The organism is Capnocytophaga bilenii (genome assembly GCF_017565765.1).
Taxonomy (GTDB): domain Bacteria; phylum Bacteroidota; class Bacteroidia; order Flavobacteriales; family Flavobacteriaceae; genus Capnocytophaga; species Capnocytophaga bilenii.
Genome location: NZ_JAGDYP010000007.1, coordinates 90,633 through 108,665, shown reverse-complemented (window position 1 = coordinate 108,665; position 18,033 = coordinate 90,633). Strand labels below are relative to the sequence as shown.

Here is an 18,033-nt window from a genome sequence, read left to right as displayed (position 1 = left end):
AAATAATAGTCGTTAGTCCTTAGCCTTTAGTCGTTAGATTGTGGTATATACCAACGACTAAACACTAAAGACTAACAACTAATCATTAAAGACTAATATTATCAATTAATCTTACCCCTTCGGCGTGTACTACTATAAAAGCACGGTAGTTTTTACCTTCTTCTTTCTGAGTGATATGTAATAGGGTATCGGCATCTGTAATTGTAAAGTATTCCAACTGAAAATCAGTTTCTTTAGCAAAAATATCATTTACCCACGCTTCTACCGCTGTAGGGCTATCTGTAGCAAAACGCTCTTTAGCAGCCAATAAAGTGCGATAGATAAAAGTAGCACGTTCTCTCATTGCAGGACTTAATAAAGCATTGCGCGAACTAAGAGCTAAACCTTCTTCATTGCGCACTATAGGACAAGGAACAATCGTAACAGGCAAGCCTGTTTGTTGTACCATTTTTTTGATGATAAGCAGCTGTTGGTAATCCTTTTCGCCAAAATAAGCACGAGTAGGCATTACAATTTCAAACAACTTCTTAACAATAGTGCCTACGCCATCGAAGTGTCCTGGACGGGAAGCACCTTCCATTACCTTGTCTAAATTGCCAAAATCAAAATGCTGAGCAGCAACATCATTTCCGTAAATGTCAGTTACTTCGGGTGCAAAAACAATTACATTTTTATCAACGGTAGCAATGAGTGCCGTATCGGCATCTAAAGTGCGTGGGTATCGTTGCAAATCAGTAGGATTGTTAAACTGTGTAGGGTTCACAAAAATACTTACTACAACTGTGTCATTCTCTTCAATTGCTTTTTTTATCAGCGATAAATGCCCCTTGTGAAGTGCGCCCATAGTAGGTACTAAACCTATCGTTTTCCCTTGATTTTTAAGGGTTTCTATAGCTAAATGCAGTGCTTTTTGTTGTGTATAAATCATAGGTATAAAAAGTTTTTGGGTGCAAACTTATATATTTTTTGTGGATATGTACATATTTTTTTGTACTTTTGTGCTTTCTAAGCGATTTTAAAACATAAAAATACTTTTATGAAAGATAAAAAAGTGCTGTACGTTTCATCAGAGGTTTTGCCGTATTCGCCTTATAGTGAGTTAGCTAATTTGTCGTTTGAAGCACCGAGAATGGTAAATGCTAATGGGGGGCAAATACGCATTTTTATGCCTAAATTTGGCAATATAAACGAGCGTAGACACCAGTTGCACGAGGTAATCAGGCTATCAGGTATCAATATAGTTATCAATGATATAGATGTACCGCTTATTATCAAAGTCGCCTCTATCCCCAAAGAGCGTATTCAGGTATATTTTATTGATAATGATGACTATTTTCATCGTACAGGCACACTTTTTGATGAAGAAGGTAATATGTATCCCGATAATGACGAGCGTTGTATTTTCTTTGCAAAAGGGATTGTAGAGACTGTTAAGAAACTGAATTGGCTACCCGATGTTATTCATATACACGGCTGGGTATCAACGCTTTTGCCGCTATATTTGCGTACTTATTACAAAGATGAACCCATTTTTTCTGAAAGTAAGATTATTACCTCAGTTACCGATCCTGATTTTGAGGGTAGCTTAGATAACACTCTTATCAATAAAGTAGCTTTTGATGGTATTAGCAAAAAAACAATAGAACCTTTAAAGAATCCTACTTATCACAACCTGATGCGTATCGCTATCAAGCATTCTGATGGTGTGATTGTGGTGAGTGAGCAAATACCTGAGGATTTCCAAACATACCTTAAAAACTTGCGAAAACCTGTACTTTACAACAGCGATAAAGAAAATTTTCAAGAGTCATACCGTACTTTTTATACCAAAATATTAAAGAAATAAGAAATAACTGAATGAATAAAATTTATAAATTACTATTTTTAGCCATAGCACTTATGTCTTTAGGTGCTTGTTCTGACAATTCATTTAATGAATTAGATAATGCACTTCTCAAAGAACCTAATTATCTAACAAATGTATTTACCCCTACTATTTCGGTAGAACAAATAAACCAAACTGCGGTACAAACTAATGGATTGGGAGGCTATTTGTTAGGTAAATACACCCAAGTTCCTTTTGGTACTAAATCAGTTACTATTGTGGCTCAGGTGGATTTATCGGCTGCTAACCCTACTTTTGGGGCAACTTCACAAGCAGACGAGGTAAGAACTAACAAAAACGAACGTGAAACAGTAACAGAGGCTTATCTGTACCTCCCTTTTTATACTCCTAATAGCTTACTAAAAGAACCTAATTACCAAAAAGATACTGAATATCAGTTAGACTCTATCTATGGCAATAAAAATGCCTCATTTAAAGTAGCTGTAAATGAACTTAACTACTACCTTAGTGATATCGATACCGACTTGAAATCTAAGGTATATTATAGTAATGATAGTGATGTGAGTAGCCACATAGGCAATGTTATCACTCCTGCAACCAACGCAGCAATAACTATAGATAACAAACCTATGGTGCGTTATCAGTTTGATGCTAAAACACTGAGCACTACTACTAAACAGTATGACATACAAGCACCTGGTTTGCGAGTGCCGTTGGACGCTTCATTCTTCCAACAAAAAATTATAGACAAAGAAGGTAGTACTGAGCTCTCTTCTTCAGAAAGATTTAAAAGATACTTTAAAGGTATTGCTATTAGCCTTAACGACTTATCGGACGAGGTAATGATGCTAATGGATTTGAGTGCTGCCAAAATAGAAGTAGTTTATACCTATAGTGGTACTACAGCACTTAGCAAAAAACGCTTTGATATGCCACTAAAAGGTGTAGCAATGAACTTGATAAATCAATCTGGTAGCCAGCTAAATGCTCCTAATAAATTCTATTTAGGAGGGGCTATGGGTAGCACAATTAGCCTCACTATTGCGGCAGGTGATATTGCCCGAATGAAAAATGAAAAAATGATGATTACCGATGCAAGTATTATTCTTTCAGTAGACCAAAGTGTTACTTATAAAAAAGAACCTGAACGTTTATTTATATACAAAGCTGCATCGGGTACTACACTTATTGATTACAATTTTGACCCTACTGCTAACGGACAAACATCAGCGTATTCTGAACTTGTTCACTTGAGCAAATTACACAAAGAGAATAATAAAGGGGCATATTATAGAGTAAGGATTACGAATCATTTAATGAACCTTATCAATAATAATAATGCTGTGAATGAACCATTGGCTATTGCAGTAGCTTCTAATGTGAAAAATACAAATTCATTGGCGTATAAACAAGGTAGCCAAATAGGTAAAGTACCTCAAACAAGTGTTGTAACACCTCTTGGCACTGTAATTACCGATGCAAAACTTATTATTCATTATACAAAAGTAAAGTAGATGGATATTAGAAGTCAGCTAAAAGCGCTTTTTCCCGACCATATAGAAGAGGAAGAACCTCAAGAAGAATCTTCTAATGTATGGTTGCAAGACGAACCGCTGCTTTGTAAGTATGAAAAGCGTAAAGGGAAGCCCGTAACTATTATAGAAGGCTATAACGGTGCTGATAATGATTTTAAAATTTTAGCCAAAGAGCTAAAGATTCATTTAGGGGTAGGGGGGAGCACTAAAGATGAAACGATTATCATACAAGGAGATTATCGTGATAAGATTATGGATTACTTAAAAGCAAAAGGCTTTAAAGTGAAACGAGTGGGAGGATAAACTAATCAATAAACAAATTAATAATTGATAATATAATAAAAATGAGATTATTAGAAGGAAAAACAGCAATTATCACGGGAGCAAGTCGTGGTATAGGGCGGGGTATAGCTGAAGTATTTGCTGCACAAGGGGCAAATATAGCTTTTTCATACAGCTCATCGGTAGAGGCTGCTAAAAAATTAGAAACAGAACTCGCTGCTAAAGGGGTAAAAGTAAAAGGTTACCAGAGCGATGCTTCAAATTTTACACAATCTCAAGAGTTTGTAGATGCGGTAATAGCTGAATTTGGTGGTGTTGATATATTGGTGAACAACGCTGGTATCACCAAAGACAATTTGCTGATGCGTATTTCGGAAGAAGATTTTGATAAGGTGATAGAAGTGAATTTGAAGTCGGTATTTAATATGACAAAGGCTGTGCAACGCATAATGTTGAAACAGCGCAAAGGCTCGATTATCAATATGAGTAGCGTAGTAGGCATAAAGGGTAATGCTGGGCAAAGTAATTATGCGGCTTCAAAGGCGGGTATCATAGGTTTTACCAAATCTATTGCATTAGAGCTTGGTTCTCGCAACATACGCTGCAATGCTATAGCACCAGGTTTTATAGAAACTGAAATGACAGCTGTATTAGACGAAAAAGTAGTACAAGGCTGGCGTGATAGTATTCCGCTAAAACGAGGGGGACAGCCTGAAGATGTAGCCAATGCGTGTGTGTTTTTAGCTTCCGATTTATCTGCTTATATTACAGGGCAGGTACTAAATGTAGATGGTGGAATGCTTACATAATTTGGTTATATCAAAAAAACTATTTACTTTTGCAAAATGTTAATGAAGAATTATATAATTATCGGTGTTTTGGGGGTATTGCTTAGCTCTTGTAATGAATATCAAAAAGCTATCAAATCGTCAGACCCTGCTGTAAGATATGCTGAGGCTGAGAAACAATACAAAGCAAAGCGATACAAAAAAGCACTGCGTTTGTTTGAATTGGTAGCTGCCGATTACGCGGGTCGCCCTGAAGGCGAACGTATCTATTTCTTGCAAGGCGATGCTTATTACCAGTTGGGACAGTACACACTGGCTACTTATCCTTTTGAGCGATTACAAAAATTGTATCCTCGCAGTGATAAGGCTTTAGAAGCTGCCTTTTTAGAAGCTAAATCGTTGTATATGGAATCTCCTAAATATAGTGTAGATCAAACCTATACCAATCAGGCATTAGAGAAGTTACAGCTTTTTTTAGATAAATACGGTAACTCTGAGTATGCTAAAGAGGCTAATGAACTGACATTGGACTTGCTAACTCGCCTTCAGAAAAAAGAATTTGAGATAGCAAAGCAATACGATTTGATACGTGACTATCAGGCAGCGATGAAATCACTTGATAACTTCTTGCTCAATAACCCTGGTAGTGTATTTAGGGAAGAGGCTCTTTACACACGTTTGCACTCGGCTTATGAGTGGGCTATAAATAGTGTAGAACACAAAAAAGAAGAGCGCCTACAGGTAGCTAAAGAGGCTTATGAAACCTTAATGAAAGCATATCCTGATACAAAATTCAAAAAAGATGCTAATACAATGCTTGCCAAAGTAAATAGTTCATTAAAAAGTATAACACAAGAAAAATAATTATTATTCACTATGGATTTTAAACGAATAGACGCACCTACCTCTACCATTACTTACAACAAGGCTGCTATTGAAGCCCCTACTCAAAATATTTACGAAGCTATTTCGATTATAGCTAAAAGGGCTAACCAAATAAATGCCGAAATCAAAAAAGAATTGGTAGAAAAATTAGAGGCTTTTGCTACTAATAATGACAACTTAGATGAGGTATTTGAAAATAAAGAACAAATAGAAGTATCTCGTTTTTATGAACGTTTACCTAAACCACAAGCCATAGCAGTAAAAGAGTGGTTGGACGGTAAAGTATACTATCGTGAAACTGAATAAATTGGTATATTGCATATGAAGGCTTTAAACTGTAAGCTATCCTTATGGTTTAAAGCCTTTTTTACTAAAATTTTTGGCTGATGAAGATTCTCTTAGGCATTACAGGCGGTATAGCTGCTTATAAAACTCCTCAATTGGTGCGATTATTAGTGAAAAAAGGGCATAATGTACGCGTTATCCTTACCGAAAAAGCAAAAGATTTCGTTACCCCTCTTACTCTTAGTACGCTCTCTAAAGAACCTGTACTTAGCGACTTTGCTACTATTGATGGTCAGTGGAATAGCCACGTGGCTTTGGCTCAGTGGGCAGACTTACTCCTCATTGCTCCTGCTACAGCTAATACTATTGCCAAAATGGCATCAGGACAGTGTGATAACCTCTTATTGGCTACTTATTTTTCGGCAAAGAAACCTGTATGGGTGGCTCCTGCTATGGATTTAGATATGTATGCCCACCCCACTGTTACCGAAAATCTTATTAAATTAGAACGCTTTGGCAATCATATTATTCCTGCTACTTATGGCGAGCTTGCCAGCGGACTGGTAGGGCAGGGGCGTATGGCTGAACCTGAAGATATAGTTGCTTCTATAGAAACAGCCTTACAAGAAACACTTCCTCTGAAAGACAGAAAAATACTTATTACCGCAGGACCTACCTATCAAGCTATAGACCCTGTGCGTTTTATTGGGAACTTTTCTACAGGAAAAATGGGTATTGCGATTGCTAACGAGGCTGTAAGACAAGGTGCTGAGGTACATTTGGTATTGGGACCTTCAGCCGAAAAAAATATTGATAATAAGATTCATCTGCATAGGGTAGTAAGTGCTCAACAGATGTATGAAGCTGCAGTAGCCCAATTTGAAACTTGTGATATGGCTATACTTGCTGCAGCTGTGGCTGACTATACCCCTGCTGAAGTAGCTGCCCAGAAAATTAAAAAGAAAGGTGATAAACTCACTCTCACTTTGATTCCTACTATAGATATACTTGCTTCTTTGGGTAAACTCAAAACTACCCAAAAACTCATAGGCTTTGCATTAGAAACCGAAAACGAAGTAGAAAATGCGCAGCTCAAACTCCAAAAGAAAAATTTAGATGCCATAGTACTCAACTCACTGCGAGATAAAGGTGCAGGTTTTGGCACTGATACTAATAAAATCACTTTTATCACTGCCCAGCAACTACAAGAGTTTCCGCTGAAACACAAAGAAGCGGTAGCTAAAGATATTTTACAAAAATGTATGAGCTTATGAAAATCTATCTCTTATTATTGACCCTGTGTAGTACTTTTTTGGTACAAGCACAACGTATGCATTTAGATAGCCTTCAAACCCAATTATGGGCAACAGATGAAGGTGGTATAGAGGGCGTTTATATAAACAAGCAACATTACGATGAGGCAAAACGTACACTCATAAAAGAAAATACTGTAATGACAATGAACCCTTATATAAGAAAAAGTGTGTTTAAATACGATAAAGACGGACGAAATATCTTATATGAGACCTATGACGGACGAAAATCTGATGAAAAGTGGGAAAAATACCAAAAAGAAACCTATAAATTTGGCAAAGACAAGAAAACTACTTCTGTTTATACCTCATTTAAAAATAAATGGGTGAAAGAACGCAAAGAAGAGCTCTATAAAAAAGGTAATTACTATTATTATATTGTTTATAACTGTCCTGAAGGGAGCCGTTGGCAACCCAATAGTAAGGAAACCTATTTAGAAAATGAAAAAGGAAACAAAATAGAGCGTATTACTTATAACAGAGCGCAAAAAGCAAAAGATTGGCAGCCCGAAGAAAAAATAACAACAATATATAAAAACGACACTATAGTACAAGGAGAAGTAAAAGCACTTTGGGAAAACGGAAAATGGACAGATAACGCAAAATACGAATATGGAAAAGACAGTATTGTAGGAGATTATTCAGTTTATTATGAGTTATTAGGTGGAAAATGGCAACCTAAAGAACGAAATTGCCAGAAAATGAGCATATCACCTAAAAAAATAACTTCATTGAAGCAAAGATGGAATGAAAAAGAACAAAAATGGGACGACTTCTTTTTAGCTGAAGAAAAATATAACGAAAATTACCGTATAGAAAGTTATATAAAGCGCCAATGGAATACAAATAAAGGAGGCTTTGAACAAGTAGAAGCACAAAATTACAAATACGATGAAGATGGTAACCTATTAGAGCACGCCATAACCTATAACGAGGAAGCAAAAGAAAAAGTAAAAGCTACCTATCAGTATGATAATGAGGGTAATAGAACTATCGCAGCCACCTATGAGTACAACGCTAAGGCTGATAAATGGGATGAAGTAGATAGAACAGTTTATACCTATGATACTGCTATAGAGCGAAAATCGGTAGTAGATGAAGGGGGTATTGCAATGCTTGATTTTTCCTCTAAAAAAGCCGTACTAACAACAACTTACTACAGAAAGAATAAAAAACAATACGAGGTACGTTATTTTTATAGTACGATGAAAAAATAGGTAGTTTATTTGGTAATTTTCTGAAAAAGAAGTATCTTTGTAACTTGAGTGATTAATAATAGAATAAAAATAAAATAATGAAAGCATATATTTTTCCTGGACAAGGAGCCCAATTTGTAGGAATGGGGCTCGATTTATATGAAAAATCAGCAGAAGCAAAAGCACTTTTTGAAGCTGCTAATAATATATTAGGTTTTGCTATTACCGAAGAAATGTTTGCTGGTAGCGATGAAGGTCTTAAACAAACTAAAGTAACCCAGCCTGCCATATTTCTGCACTCTGTTATCTTGAGTAAAGTACTTGGTAAATCTTTTGCTCCCCAAATGGTTGCTGGGCACTCATTGGGTGAGTTTTCTGCTTTGGTGGCTAATGGTACACTTACTTTTGAAGATGGGTTGCAGTTGGTAGCTAAACGAGCAGCCGCTATGCAAAAGGCTTGCGAGCTAAAACCTGGTACGATGGCAGCGGTATTGGGCTTGGAAGATAGCAAGGTAGAAGAACTTTGCGCTTCTGTAGAAGGGATCGTAACCCCAGCCAATTACAACTGTCCTGGTCAGTTGGTGATTTCGGGAGAGATAAAAGCAGTAGAAGCGGCTTGTGAGAAAATGAAAGAAGCAGGAGCGAAACGTGCCCTTATTTTGCCTGTAGGAGGAGCGTTTCATTCAGTTTTGATGAAACCAGCCGAAGAGGAATTGGCAGCTGCTATAGAGCAAACGCGTTTTAGCAAGCCTTATTGCCCTGTATATCAGAATGTGACTACCACAGCGGTTAGCAATGAAAACGACATCAAAAAGAACCTTATCAATCAGCTTACAGCGTCTGTAAAATGGACGCAAAGTGTGCAACAGATGATTGCCGATGGTGCTACAGAATTCATAGAAGTAGGTCCTGGTAAAGTGTTACAAGGATTGGTAAAGAAAATCAATAAAGAGACAGTAGTGGCTTCAGCAGAAATATGATACAAGTAGAAAATTTACGTAAATCATTTGATGGAGTAGAGGTGCTTAAGGGTATTTCTACCACATTTGAGAAGGGGAAAACAAATTTGATTATAGGACAAAGTGGCTCAGGAAAAACAGTCTTCCTGAAGTCTTTATTAGGACTTTTCAAACCCGATAGCGGCGACATCATTTACGATGGTGTTCGCTATGCCGATATGAAACGTAAAGAACGTATTGCCTTGCGCCAAAAAATGGGAATGGTATTTCAAGGGAGTGCTTTGTTTGACTCGATGACTGTACTTGAAAACGTGATGTTTCCGCTAAAGATGTTTACAGAACAAACCGATAGTGAAATTCGTGAACGTGCTGATGTAGTACTTAGCCGAGTAAATTTGGTGAATGCAGAGCACAAATTACCTTCTGAAATTTCAGGGGGTATGCAGAAGCGGGTAGCAATAGCACGGGCTATAGTGAATAATCCGCACTATTTGTTTTGTGATGAGCCTAACTCTGGTCTTGATCCTAAAACTTCTATAGTAATAGACAATCTTATACAAGAAATTACCCAAGAATTCAATATTACAACGGTTATCAATACGCACGATATGAACTCGGTGATGGAGATTGGGGCTAAAATTGTATTCTTGAAGAATGGTTATAAAGAATGGGAAGGTTCTAAAGATACGATATTTAGAACAGATAACGAAGCTGTTACCGACTTTGTATACTCTTCAGAGCTCTTTAAAAAAGTGCGAGAAGCAATGATAAAAGAAAATTAAAAATACAATGTGAATAAAAGTGATTGATTATCAGAGTAATTAACTTTGGCAAACTCTTAAAGTTTGCCAAAGTGTGTGGCGCAATTGTCTTTTATCCTTTTAAACATCAATTTCGATTTGATTTCGTAGTAAATCATCAAAACTCTCGGCTTTGCGAATTAACTTTGCTTCATTGTTAATCCATAGTACCTCTGCAGGGCGCAAACGAGAATTGTAATTGCTTGCCATAGTGTAGCAATAAGCCCCTGCATTGTGAAAGCATAAAATATCACCTTCTGTAATTTCGGCTATTTGCTTATTTGAGGCAAAAGTGTCGGTTTCGCAAACATAACCCACTACCGAATAAAAACGCTTGCGCCCTTGTGGGTTGGATATGTTTTCAATGTAATGAGTAGCCCCGTAAAACATAGGGCGGATGAGGTGATTAAAGCCAGAATCAACAGCTGCAAATACAGTAGAGGTAGTTTGCTTGATGACATTTACTTTCACTAAAAAGTATCCAGCTTGGCTTACGAGAAATTTACCTGGTTCAAAAGCTAAAGTAAGGTCTCGCCCGTATTCTTTACAAAATTCTAAAAAACGGCTACTTAGGCGTTCGCCCAGTTCTTCAATATTGGTTTGTATATCGCCTTCCTTGTAGGGCACTTTGAAACCACTACCAAAATCAATAAATTGTAAATCTTTGAAATGTTTAGCGGTTTCAAACAGAATTTCAGCAGCATAAAGGAATACATCAATATCTAAAATATCACTACCTGTATGCATATGGATACCGTTGATGTGCATTTTGGTATTCTCTACAATACGAAGAATATGAGGTATTTGGTGGATACTGATACCAAATTTACTATCAATATGACCTACCGAAATATTAGCATTACCCCCTGCCATTACGTGAGGATTGATACGGATACAAACGGGTACTTCGGGGTGCTTACTGCCAAACTGTTCCAAAAAAGAAAGGTTATCAATGTTTAGCTGTACGCCCAATTGCATAGCCTCTTCTATTTCATTCATAGAAACACCATTGGGAGTGAAGATGATTTGTGAGGGGGCAAAGCCTGCTCGTAAGCCCAATTGAACCTCCTGAATGGAAACAGTATCGAGCCCAGCTCCTAATTTTTTCATTAGCTTTAAAATTGATAGATTGGAGAGGGCTTTCATAGCGTAGTTGATACGCAAATGAGGTACATTGGCAAAAGCGTTAGTAAGGCGCTGGTATTGGCTGCTGATTTTATCAGCATCATACACATATACGGGACTACTAAAAGTTTTGGCTATGGATTGTAAGTCTTCTATTTTCATTGAAAATTAATTTATTATGCCACAAAAGTAAGAAAAATTTGCTATACTCAAAAAAAAACCTTTTCTTTGCAGTTGGAAATAGATTTAAACTGATAAATCAGTATGAAAACGATAAACGAAATACGCGCTGATTTTCCTATATTGAAGCGCCTCATAAATAAACAACCTCTTATTTATTTTGATAATGGAGCTACCTCGCAAACTCCTGTGCAAGTGGTAGATAGGATAGTGCAATACTATTCGTATGAGAATGCTAACATACACAGAGGAGTACATACTCTTAGCCAAGAAGCTACCGATTTGTATGAGCAAGCACGACAAAAGCTACAAAAACACTTTAATGCACAAAAATCTTCCGAAATACTTTTTACAGCGGGTACTACACACGCTATCAACTTGGTAGCCAGTGGCTATGGTGCTCTAATGCAGGCTGGCGATGAGGTAATTGTCTCGGCTTCAGAACACCATAGTAACATTGTTCCTTGGCAGTTGGCTTGCCAACGTAGTGGGGCTATCCTGAAAGTAATCCCAATGAACGAGTATGGCATTTTGGATTTAGAGGCATATAGCCGTTTGCTTACTGAACGTACTAAAATAGTTTGTGTGCAACACGTATCGAATGCTTTGGGGAACATACATCCTGTAAAGGAAATTATAGAGTTGGCTCACCAGCGAGGAGCTGTAGTAATTGTAGATGGGGCACAAGCTGCACCTCACCTTCAAATAGATGTGCAAGCCCTTGATGTTGATTTTTATGCCGTATCGGGGCACAAAATGTATGCGCCTACGGGTATAGGAATGCTTTATGGTAAGGAAGCATTACTTTTGGCACTTCCGCCTTATCAAGGGGGGGGCGAAATGATAAAAGAGGTATGTTTTGAAAAGAGTACTTACGCTGATTTGCCTTATAAATTTGAAGCTGGAACACCTAATATTTGTGGGGGTATTGCCTTTGGAGCTGCTATAGACTATATGCACTCACTGGGGCTGGCAGATATGGCTGCTTATGAGCATAAATTACTAGCATATGCTATTGAAAAACTACAAACTATAGAGGGAATTATCCTTTATGGTAATCCTGATTTAGAGAAACGTACGGCAGTGATATCGTTTAACCTGAAAGGTATACACCCTTATGATGTAGGGACTATTTTGGATAAAATGGGGATAGCGGTACGTACGGGGCACCATTGTGCGCAACCTATTATGGATTTTTACCATATACCTGGTACCATACGCGCAAGTTTTGCTGTTTACAATACCTTTGATGAAATAGATACTTTTGTGGAAGGTGTAAAAAAAGCCCAAAAAATGTTGTCTTAAAATTGACAGATATGAAAGAAAAAATACAACAATTACGCGATGAGCTAAACCAGCATAATTATAACTATTACGTGCTTGATACGCCTACAATTTCGGATTACGAATTTGACCAAAAACTGAAAGAATTACAGGCTTTGGAGCAGGCGCACCCCGAATTTTATGATGAAAACTCGCCTACTGTGCGTGTAGGAGGAAGCATTACTAAGAATTTTCCTACAGTAGTACACGAATATAGAATGTATTCGTTGGATAACTCTTATTCTAAAGAAGATATAGAGGAATGGGAGCAGCGAATTATCAAAACATTAGGTACTGATGATATTAGTTTTACTTGCGAACTGAAATATGATGGGGCTTCTATAGACTTACTTTATGAAGACGGCAAGCTGAAGCAAGCTACTACACGAGGAGATGGTATTCAAGGAGATGATATTACGGCTAATGTACGTACCATTGGTTCAGTACCATTACAGTTGCGAGGAGATTATCCACAGCGTTTTTATATACGGGGTGAAATAGTAATGCCTAAAAAGGCTTTTGAAAGGCTAAATCAAGAACGTGTAGCTGCGGGTGAAGATCCTTTTATGAATCCGCGTAATACGGCTAGTGGTAGTTTGAAATTACAAGATACTGCTGAGGTAGCAAAACGTGGCTTGGATTGTTTGTTGTATTTTTTGGTGGGTGACACAGGTATTGCTACCCAATTTGAAAGTTTAGAGAAAGCTAGAGAGTGGGGATTCAAAGTGCCTAATTACTCGCGCTTATGTCATTCTACTCAAGAGGTGATGGATTTCATCAATGAATGGGATACCAAACGCCACACACTTCCTTATGAAACCGATGGGGTAGTGATAAAAGTGAATAACGTAGCGCAACAACAGGAGTTAGGCTATACCTCTAAATCGCCGCGCTGGGCAATGGCTTATAAATACAAGGCAGAACAAGTAGATACGCAGCTGGAGAGTATCTCATACCAAGTGGGGCGCACGGGGGCGATTACTCCTGTAGCTAATTTGAAACCTGTACTTTTAGCAGGTACTATCGTAAAACGTGCTTCATTACACAATGCCGACCAAATTGAAAAATTGGATATTCACATAGGTGATTGGGTATATGTAGAAAAAGGAGGAGAAATCATTCCTAAAATTGTGGGAGTGAATTTAGACAAGCGAGAACCCGATGCAGTACCTGTTAGTTATATTACACATTGCCCCGAATGTGATACCGAATTGGTGCGCAATGAAGGGGAGGCTCAGCATTACTGCCCCAATACCTACCACTGTCCGCCTCAAATTACGGGAAAGATACAGCATTTTATATCGCGTAAGGCTATGGATATAGAAGGTTTGGGCGAGGAGACGGTAGAACTGCTCTTCCGTTCAGGCGTTATAGAGAACTACGCCGACCTTTATGAAATAACGGTAGAAAAGTTATTGCCTTTAGAACGTATGGCGAAGAAGAGTGCTGAAAATATTGTAAAGGGAATTGAAAAATCTAAAGAAGTGCCGTTTGAAAGGGTGCTATTTGCTTTGGGTATTCGTTATGTAGGCGAAACGGTAGCTAAGAAATTGGCACGGCATTACAAAAATATAACAGCTCTTGAAAATACTACAGTGGAACAACTCGTAGAGGTAGATGAAATAGGTAACCAAATAGCTACGAGTGTAGTGAACTTTTTTCAGGAAGAATACAATAAAGAACTTATTAATAGGCTGAAGGAATACGGCTTGCAGTTTGAATTATCGGCAGAAGCTACTGCAGGGCAAACGGATACACTTAAAGGTAAGACGTTTGTGGTATCGGGGGTATTTAGTTTGTATTCGCGTGACGAGCTAAAAGCACTCATAGAGCAACACGGTGGCAAAGTAGGTTCTTCAATATCTTCTAAAACCGATTACGTGATTGCTGGTGATAAAATGGGACCCAGCAAGCGTGAAAAAGCCGAGAGTTTGGGTGTGAAAATTATAGATGAAGTAGCGTTCCAATCGTTAATAATCAGTTAAAATAATAATAGAAGTTTGGTGCATTAAACTAAAACACGTACCTTTGCCCAAATTTAGAGAAAAAATTATAGGAATGTCTGTTTTACGTTGTATTCTTTTTCAGCTATTTTTGGTGATGTTTTCTGTTGGTTATGCTCAGAAAACACCGGTATTTAAAGTAGTTTTAGACGCAGGACACGGAGGTAAAGACCCTGGCAAAGTAGTAGATAAAACTATCTATGAAAAAGACATAGTACTAAAAATAGTGTTACTTGTAGGTAAAAAATTGGAGGCTTATCCTGATATTAAGGTGATTTACACTCGTAAAACCGATGAACTTATAGATTTGTATGAGCGCGGTGATATAGCCAATAAAAATAAAGCAGATGTATTTGTATCAGTGCACTGCAATGCACACGAAACACAAGTGGATGGTGCTGAAACCTATGTGCTGGGGCTCAATGCAAATGAACAGAACTTTGAGGTAGCAAAAGCCGAAAACTCTGTGATTTATTTGGAAGATAACTACAAGAAAAAATACGCCCAATACAATATCAATTCTCCCGAATCTATTATAGGACTCTCTATTATGCAAGAAGAGTTCTTGGAACAGAGTATTCAGCTTGCTAAGATAATACAAAATCAGCTTACTGGGGTGATGAAGCGTACCAATAGAGGGGTACGACAAGCAGGGTTTATCGTTCTGCACCAAACCTATATGCCAAGCGTACTTATAGAAACTGCTTTCTTAACAAATAACGAGGAGCGCAAGTTTTTGCTTTCTGCTAAAGGACAAGAAGAGTTTGCTGAAAATATAGCCAATGCTATTGTTACTTATAAAAAATGGGTACGAGGACAAAGTACAGGTGTATCATCAGATGATATAATATCAGTACAAGGTACTGGGCGCAAACATCGTCCTACACCTCCTAAAACAAGTAGTACAAAAAGTAATAGCACTCCTATTTATAAAATACAAATATCATCAAGCCCTAAGCAGGTGGAGCCTAAGGCTTTTAACTTTAGTGGTTTATCGCCTATATCAATGGTAAAAGATGGTAATGTATGGGTTTATTATTACGGTAATACAAACAAACATAAAGTAGCCCTTGATTTACTGAATACTGCAAAAAAAAAAGGTTACAAAGATGCTTACATATGTGCTTTTTTGGAAGGCAAACGCATTACTGTTGAAAAAGCTAAACAGTTAGAAAAATAAACTTAAAAAAGAAACAAATGAAAAAATCACGAGTTTTAAAATTACTTATCTTTATTGCTGCAGTTGCAATAGTATTTTTTATAGGGCTAAAGATAGCTAAAGGAGCTTTATTTGAAAGTACTAATACTTATTATGCCTACTTTCCTCATTCGGGAGGATTGAAAGCAGGTACTCAAATAACAGTAAATGGTGTGAAAGTAGGGAATGTAGAATCTGTTGATTTGGAACAAGAAACAGGAAAAATAAAGGTTACTATGCAGTGTGCAGATAAATACAAATTCTCTAAAAATAGTGTAGCCGAACTGTATAATAGCCTATTAGGAGGTGCAGGATTACAAATACTTCCTGCTTTTGACAATGCTCCTGTTATTGAATCGGAAGGCGAATTTCAGGCTCGCATACAAGAAGATATGCTGGCATCAATTTCTTCATCTATTAAGCCTACCCAAGAAAAGCTAAATCGCTTATTAAATCAAGCTGATACCACCCTTACAGGTGTAAATAAAATTTTAGATGTACAAACCACTTCAGAACTTAAAGGTGCTATTGCCGAGCTTAGTGCTACAATGCGCAATCTCAATAAAGCTTCTGTAACACTTAACAATATGCTGATAGCCAATCAGGCAAACTTGCAAGCTACTTTGCAAAATGCCAATAAGATGACAGCAGAACTTGCTAAACTATCAAGCGAATTATCAGCAACAGAACTTAATAAAACAATAGCCGACGCTCAAAAAACACTTGCTAACCTCAATACTCTTTTAGCAAGCGTAGAAAGTGGCAACGGAACAATAGGCAAACTACTAAAAGACGAAGCACTTTATAAAGATTTAGATAAATCGGCTAAACAATTAGAACTCTTGTTAGAAGACTTTCGTCTGAATCCAAAACGCTATGTACATTTTTCCGTATTTGGCAAAAAAGCTAAAACATACGAACCTCAGGACGAACAAAAAGCAAAATAACTTATTTATAATTTGATGAACCTCATTCCTAACATAGTATTTGTAGTACTTCTCTGTATAGGAGGAGGTTTTTTTATTTATAATTGTAAGAAGCTCATCCGTAACATTCGTTTAGGTAAACCTATAAATGTACAAGATAATAAGAAACAACGCCTCAAGAATATGTTGCGTATTGCTTTGGGGCAACGCAAAATGACAGTACGCCCTGTGGCTGCAATACTGCATATTATAGTTTATGTAGGTTTCTTTATTATAAATATAGAGCTGCTGGAGATTGTAATTGATGGTATTGTAGGAACACACAGAATCTTTGCCGTTTTAGGTACTTTCTATAACATTGTCATTGGTAGTTTTGAAGTATTAGCTCTTTTGGTAATTGTTGCCATTATTACCTTTTGGGTAAGGCGTAATCTGCTGAAAATATCTCGCTTTCAAAAAACTGAATTAAAAGGCTCGGCTAAGAAAGATGCAAATTTCATTCTTTATGCCGAAACTACAATAATGCTTCTTTTTTTGCTGATGAACGCTGCCGATGCACAACTGCAAGCACTAAACGCACCTCATTATCTGCAAGCAGGCTATTTTCCTATTAGCAAAATATTGATACCTTTGATAGAGAGCTTTTCCGTAGGTACTCTTATTATTATAGAACGTACTTGTTGGTGGCTACACATTATTGGTATTTTGTGTTTTTTGAATTATTTGTATTACTCCAAACATCTGCATATATTATTAGCCTTTCCTAATACTTATTTTGCATCTTTGCGCTCTATGGGAGCTTTTAAGGTAAATGAAGCTATTACCAATGAGGTAAAACTAATGCTAAACCCCGAAGCCGACCCTTTTGCAACTACTCCTGAAAGCACCACTCCTCCCGAAAAATTTGGTATACAAGATGTTACCGACCTCACTTGGGTACAACTACTAAGTGCCTACACTTGTACCGAATGTGGGCGTTGTACCGATGAATGCCCAGCCAATCTTACAGGCAAAAAACTCTCACCTCGTGCAATTATGATGAAAACTCGTGATAGAATAGAGGAAGTAGGTAGAAATATAGACCGTCATAAAGGAAAGTTTGAAGCCGATGGCAAAACACTTTTAGGTGATTATATTACTGCCGAAGAGCTATGGGCTTGCACTACTTGCAATGCTTGCGTAGAGGCTTGCCCCGTGAGTATTAATCCGTTGGAGATAATTATGGATATGCGCCAATATGTTGTGATGGAACAGTCGGGAGCACCCAATGAACTGAATATGATGATGAATAATATAGAAAACAATGGAGCCCCTTGGGCTTATAGCCAAGCAGATAGATTACAATGGGCTGATAATAAAGCATAGTTTATTATTATACAAAAAAGAGAG

General features: G+C 37.4%; 17 protein-coding genes. 15 read left to right on the top strand and 2 right to left on the bottom strand.

Annotated features, from left to right (window positions below; all coding sequences use genetic code 11):
• Positions 1–85: 85 nt before the first annotated feature.
• The gene (gene panC / locus J4N46_RS09630) at positions 86–928 is read right to left on the bottom strand and encodes a pantoate--beta-alanine ligase (protein ID WP_208059116.1); all 843 of its coding nucleotides are present in this window, start codon (positions 926–928) and stop codon (positions 86–88) included.
• A gap of 108 nt (positions 929–1,036) precedes the next feature.
• On the opposite strand from panC, the gene J4N46_RS09625 reads away from it, so the two are divergent.
• The 10 genes from J4N46_RS09625 to J4N46_RS09580 all read left to right on the top strand — a co-directional run bounded on the left by J4N46_RS09625 (position 1,037) and on the right by J4N46_RS09580 (position 9,871).
• Positions 1,037–1,846, top strand: a complete 810-nt coding sequence (locus J4N46_RS09625) for a glycogen/starch synthase (RefSeq protein ID WP_208059115.1) — start codon at positions 1,037–1,039, stop codon at positions 1,844–1,846.
• Between the two features lie 11 nt (positions 1,847–1,857).
• Positions 1,858–3,360, top strand: a complete 1,503-nt coding sequence (locus J4N46_RS09620; RefSeq protein WP_208059114.1) for a DUF4270 domain-containing protein — start codon at positions 1,858–1,860, stop codon at positions 3,358–3,360.
• Positions 3,361–3,684 (top strand): translation initiation factor, encoded by a 324-nt coding sequence (locus J4N46_RS09615; protein ID WP_009415772.1) that lies wholly within the window; start codon positions 3,361–3,363, stop codon positions 3,682–3,684.
• 41 nt (positions 3,685–3,725) lie between these two features.
• The gene (gene fabG / locus J4N46_RS09610) at positions 3,726–4,472 is read left to right on the top strand and encodes a 3-oxoacyl-[acyl-carrier-protein] reductase (protein WP_009415773.1); all 747 of its coding nucleotides are present in this window, start codon (positions 3,726–3,728) and stop codon (positions 4,470–4,472) included.
• A 36-nt stretch (positions 4,473–4,508) separates the two neighbouring features.
• On the top strand, positions 4,509–5,315 hold the full coding sequence (locus tag J4N46_RS09605) for an outer membrane protein assembly factor BamD (RefSeq protein WP_009415774.1): 807 nt from the start codon (positions 4,509–4,511) through the stop codon (positions 5,313–5,315).
• Positions 5,316–5,327: 12 nt separating this feature from the next.
• The gene (locus tag J4N46_RS09600) at positions 5,328–5,642 is read left to right on the top strand and encodes a DNA-directed RNA polymerase subunit omega (protein ID WP_009415775.1); all 315 of its coding nucleotides are present in this window, start codon (positions 5,328–5,330) and stop codon (positions 5,640–5,642) included.
• An 80-nt stretch (positions 5,643–5,722) separates the two neighbouring features.
• Entirely contained in the window at positions 5,723–6,895 is a 1,173-nt protein-coding gene (gene coaBC, locus J4N46_RS09595) for a bifunctional phosphopantothenoylcysteine decarboxylase/phosphopantothenate--cysteine ligase CoaBC (RefSeq protein ID WP_208059113.1), read from the top strand.
• The gene (locus J4N46_RS09590; protein WP_208059112.1) at positions 6,892–8,151 is read left to right on the top strand and encodes a hypothetical protein; all 1,260 of its coding nucleotides are present in this window, start codon (positions 6,892–6,894) and stop codon (positions 8,149–8,151) included. Before coaBC ends, J4N46_RS09590 begins: the two co-directional genes overlap by 4 nt.
• A gap of 77 nt (positions 8,152–8,228) precedes the next feature.
• A complete protein-coding gene (gene fabD / locus J4N46_RS09585) occupies positions 8,229–9,110 on the top strand; it encodes an ACP S-malonyltransferase (protein WP_208059111.1) in 882 nt (293 codons plus the stop codon).
• Positions 9,107–9,871 (top strand): ABC transporter ATP-binding protein, encoded by a 765-nt coding sequence (locus J4N46_RS09580; protein ID WP_009415779.1) that lies wholly within the window; start codon positions 9,107–9,109, stop codon positions 9,869–9,871. Before fabD ends, J4N46_RS09580 begins: the two co-directional genes overlap by 4 nt.
• A gap of 99 nt (positions 9,872–9,970) precedes the next feature.
• Here the strand turns inward: J4N46_RS09580 and lysA are convergent, their stop codons facing one another.
• Positions 9,971–11,176 (bottom strand): diaminopimelate decarboxylase, encoded by a 1,206-nt coding sequence (lysA, locus tag J4N46_RS09575; RefSeq protein ID WP_208059110.1) that lies wholly within the window; start codon positions 11,174–11,176, stop codon positions 9,971–9,973.
• Between the two features lie 102 nt (positions 11,177–11,278).
• On the opposite strand from lysA, the gene J4N46_RS09570 reads away from it, so the two are divergent.
• From J4N46_RS09570 to J4N46_RS09550, 5 genes are all read left to right on the top strand, one after another.
• Entirely contained in the window at positions 11,279–12,499 is a 1,221-nt protein-coding gene (locus tag J4N46_RS09570) for an aminotransferase class V-fold PLP-dependent enzyme (protein ID WP_208059109.1), read from the top strand.
• Between the two features lie 11 nt (positions 12,500–12,510).
• Positions 12,511–14,502, top strand: coding sequence for an NAD-dependent DNA ligase LigA (ligA, locus tag J4N46_RS09565; protein ID WP_208059108.1), 1,992 nt, complete (start codon positions 12,511–12,513; stop codon positions 14,500–14,502).
• A gap of 73 nt (positions 14,503–14,575) precedes the next feature.
• Positions 14,576–15,700, top strand: a complete 1,125-nt coding sequence (locus J4N46_RS09560; RefSeq protein ID WP_208059107.1) for an N-acetylmuramoyl-L-alanine amidase family protein — start codon at positions 14,576–14,578, stop codon at positions 15,698–15,700.
• Positions 15,701–15,717: 17 nt separating this feature from the next.
• The gene (locus tag J4N46_RS09555; protein WP_208059106.1) at positions 15,718–16,665 is read left to right on the top strand and encodes an MlaD family protein; all 948 of its coding nucleotides are present in this window, start codon (positions 15,718–15,720) and stop codon (positions 16,663–16,665) included.
• 15 nt (positions 16,666–16,680) lie between these two features.
• Positions 16,681–18,009 (top strand): (Fe-S)-binding protein, encoded by a 1,329-nt coding sequence (locus tag J4N46_RS09550; RefSeq protein ID WP_208059158.1) that lies wholly within the window; start codon positions 16,681–16,683, stop codon positions 18,007–18,009.
• Positions 18,010–18,033: the final 24 nt, after the last annotated feature.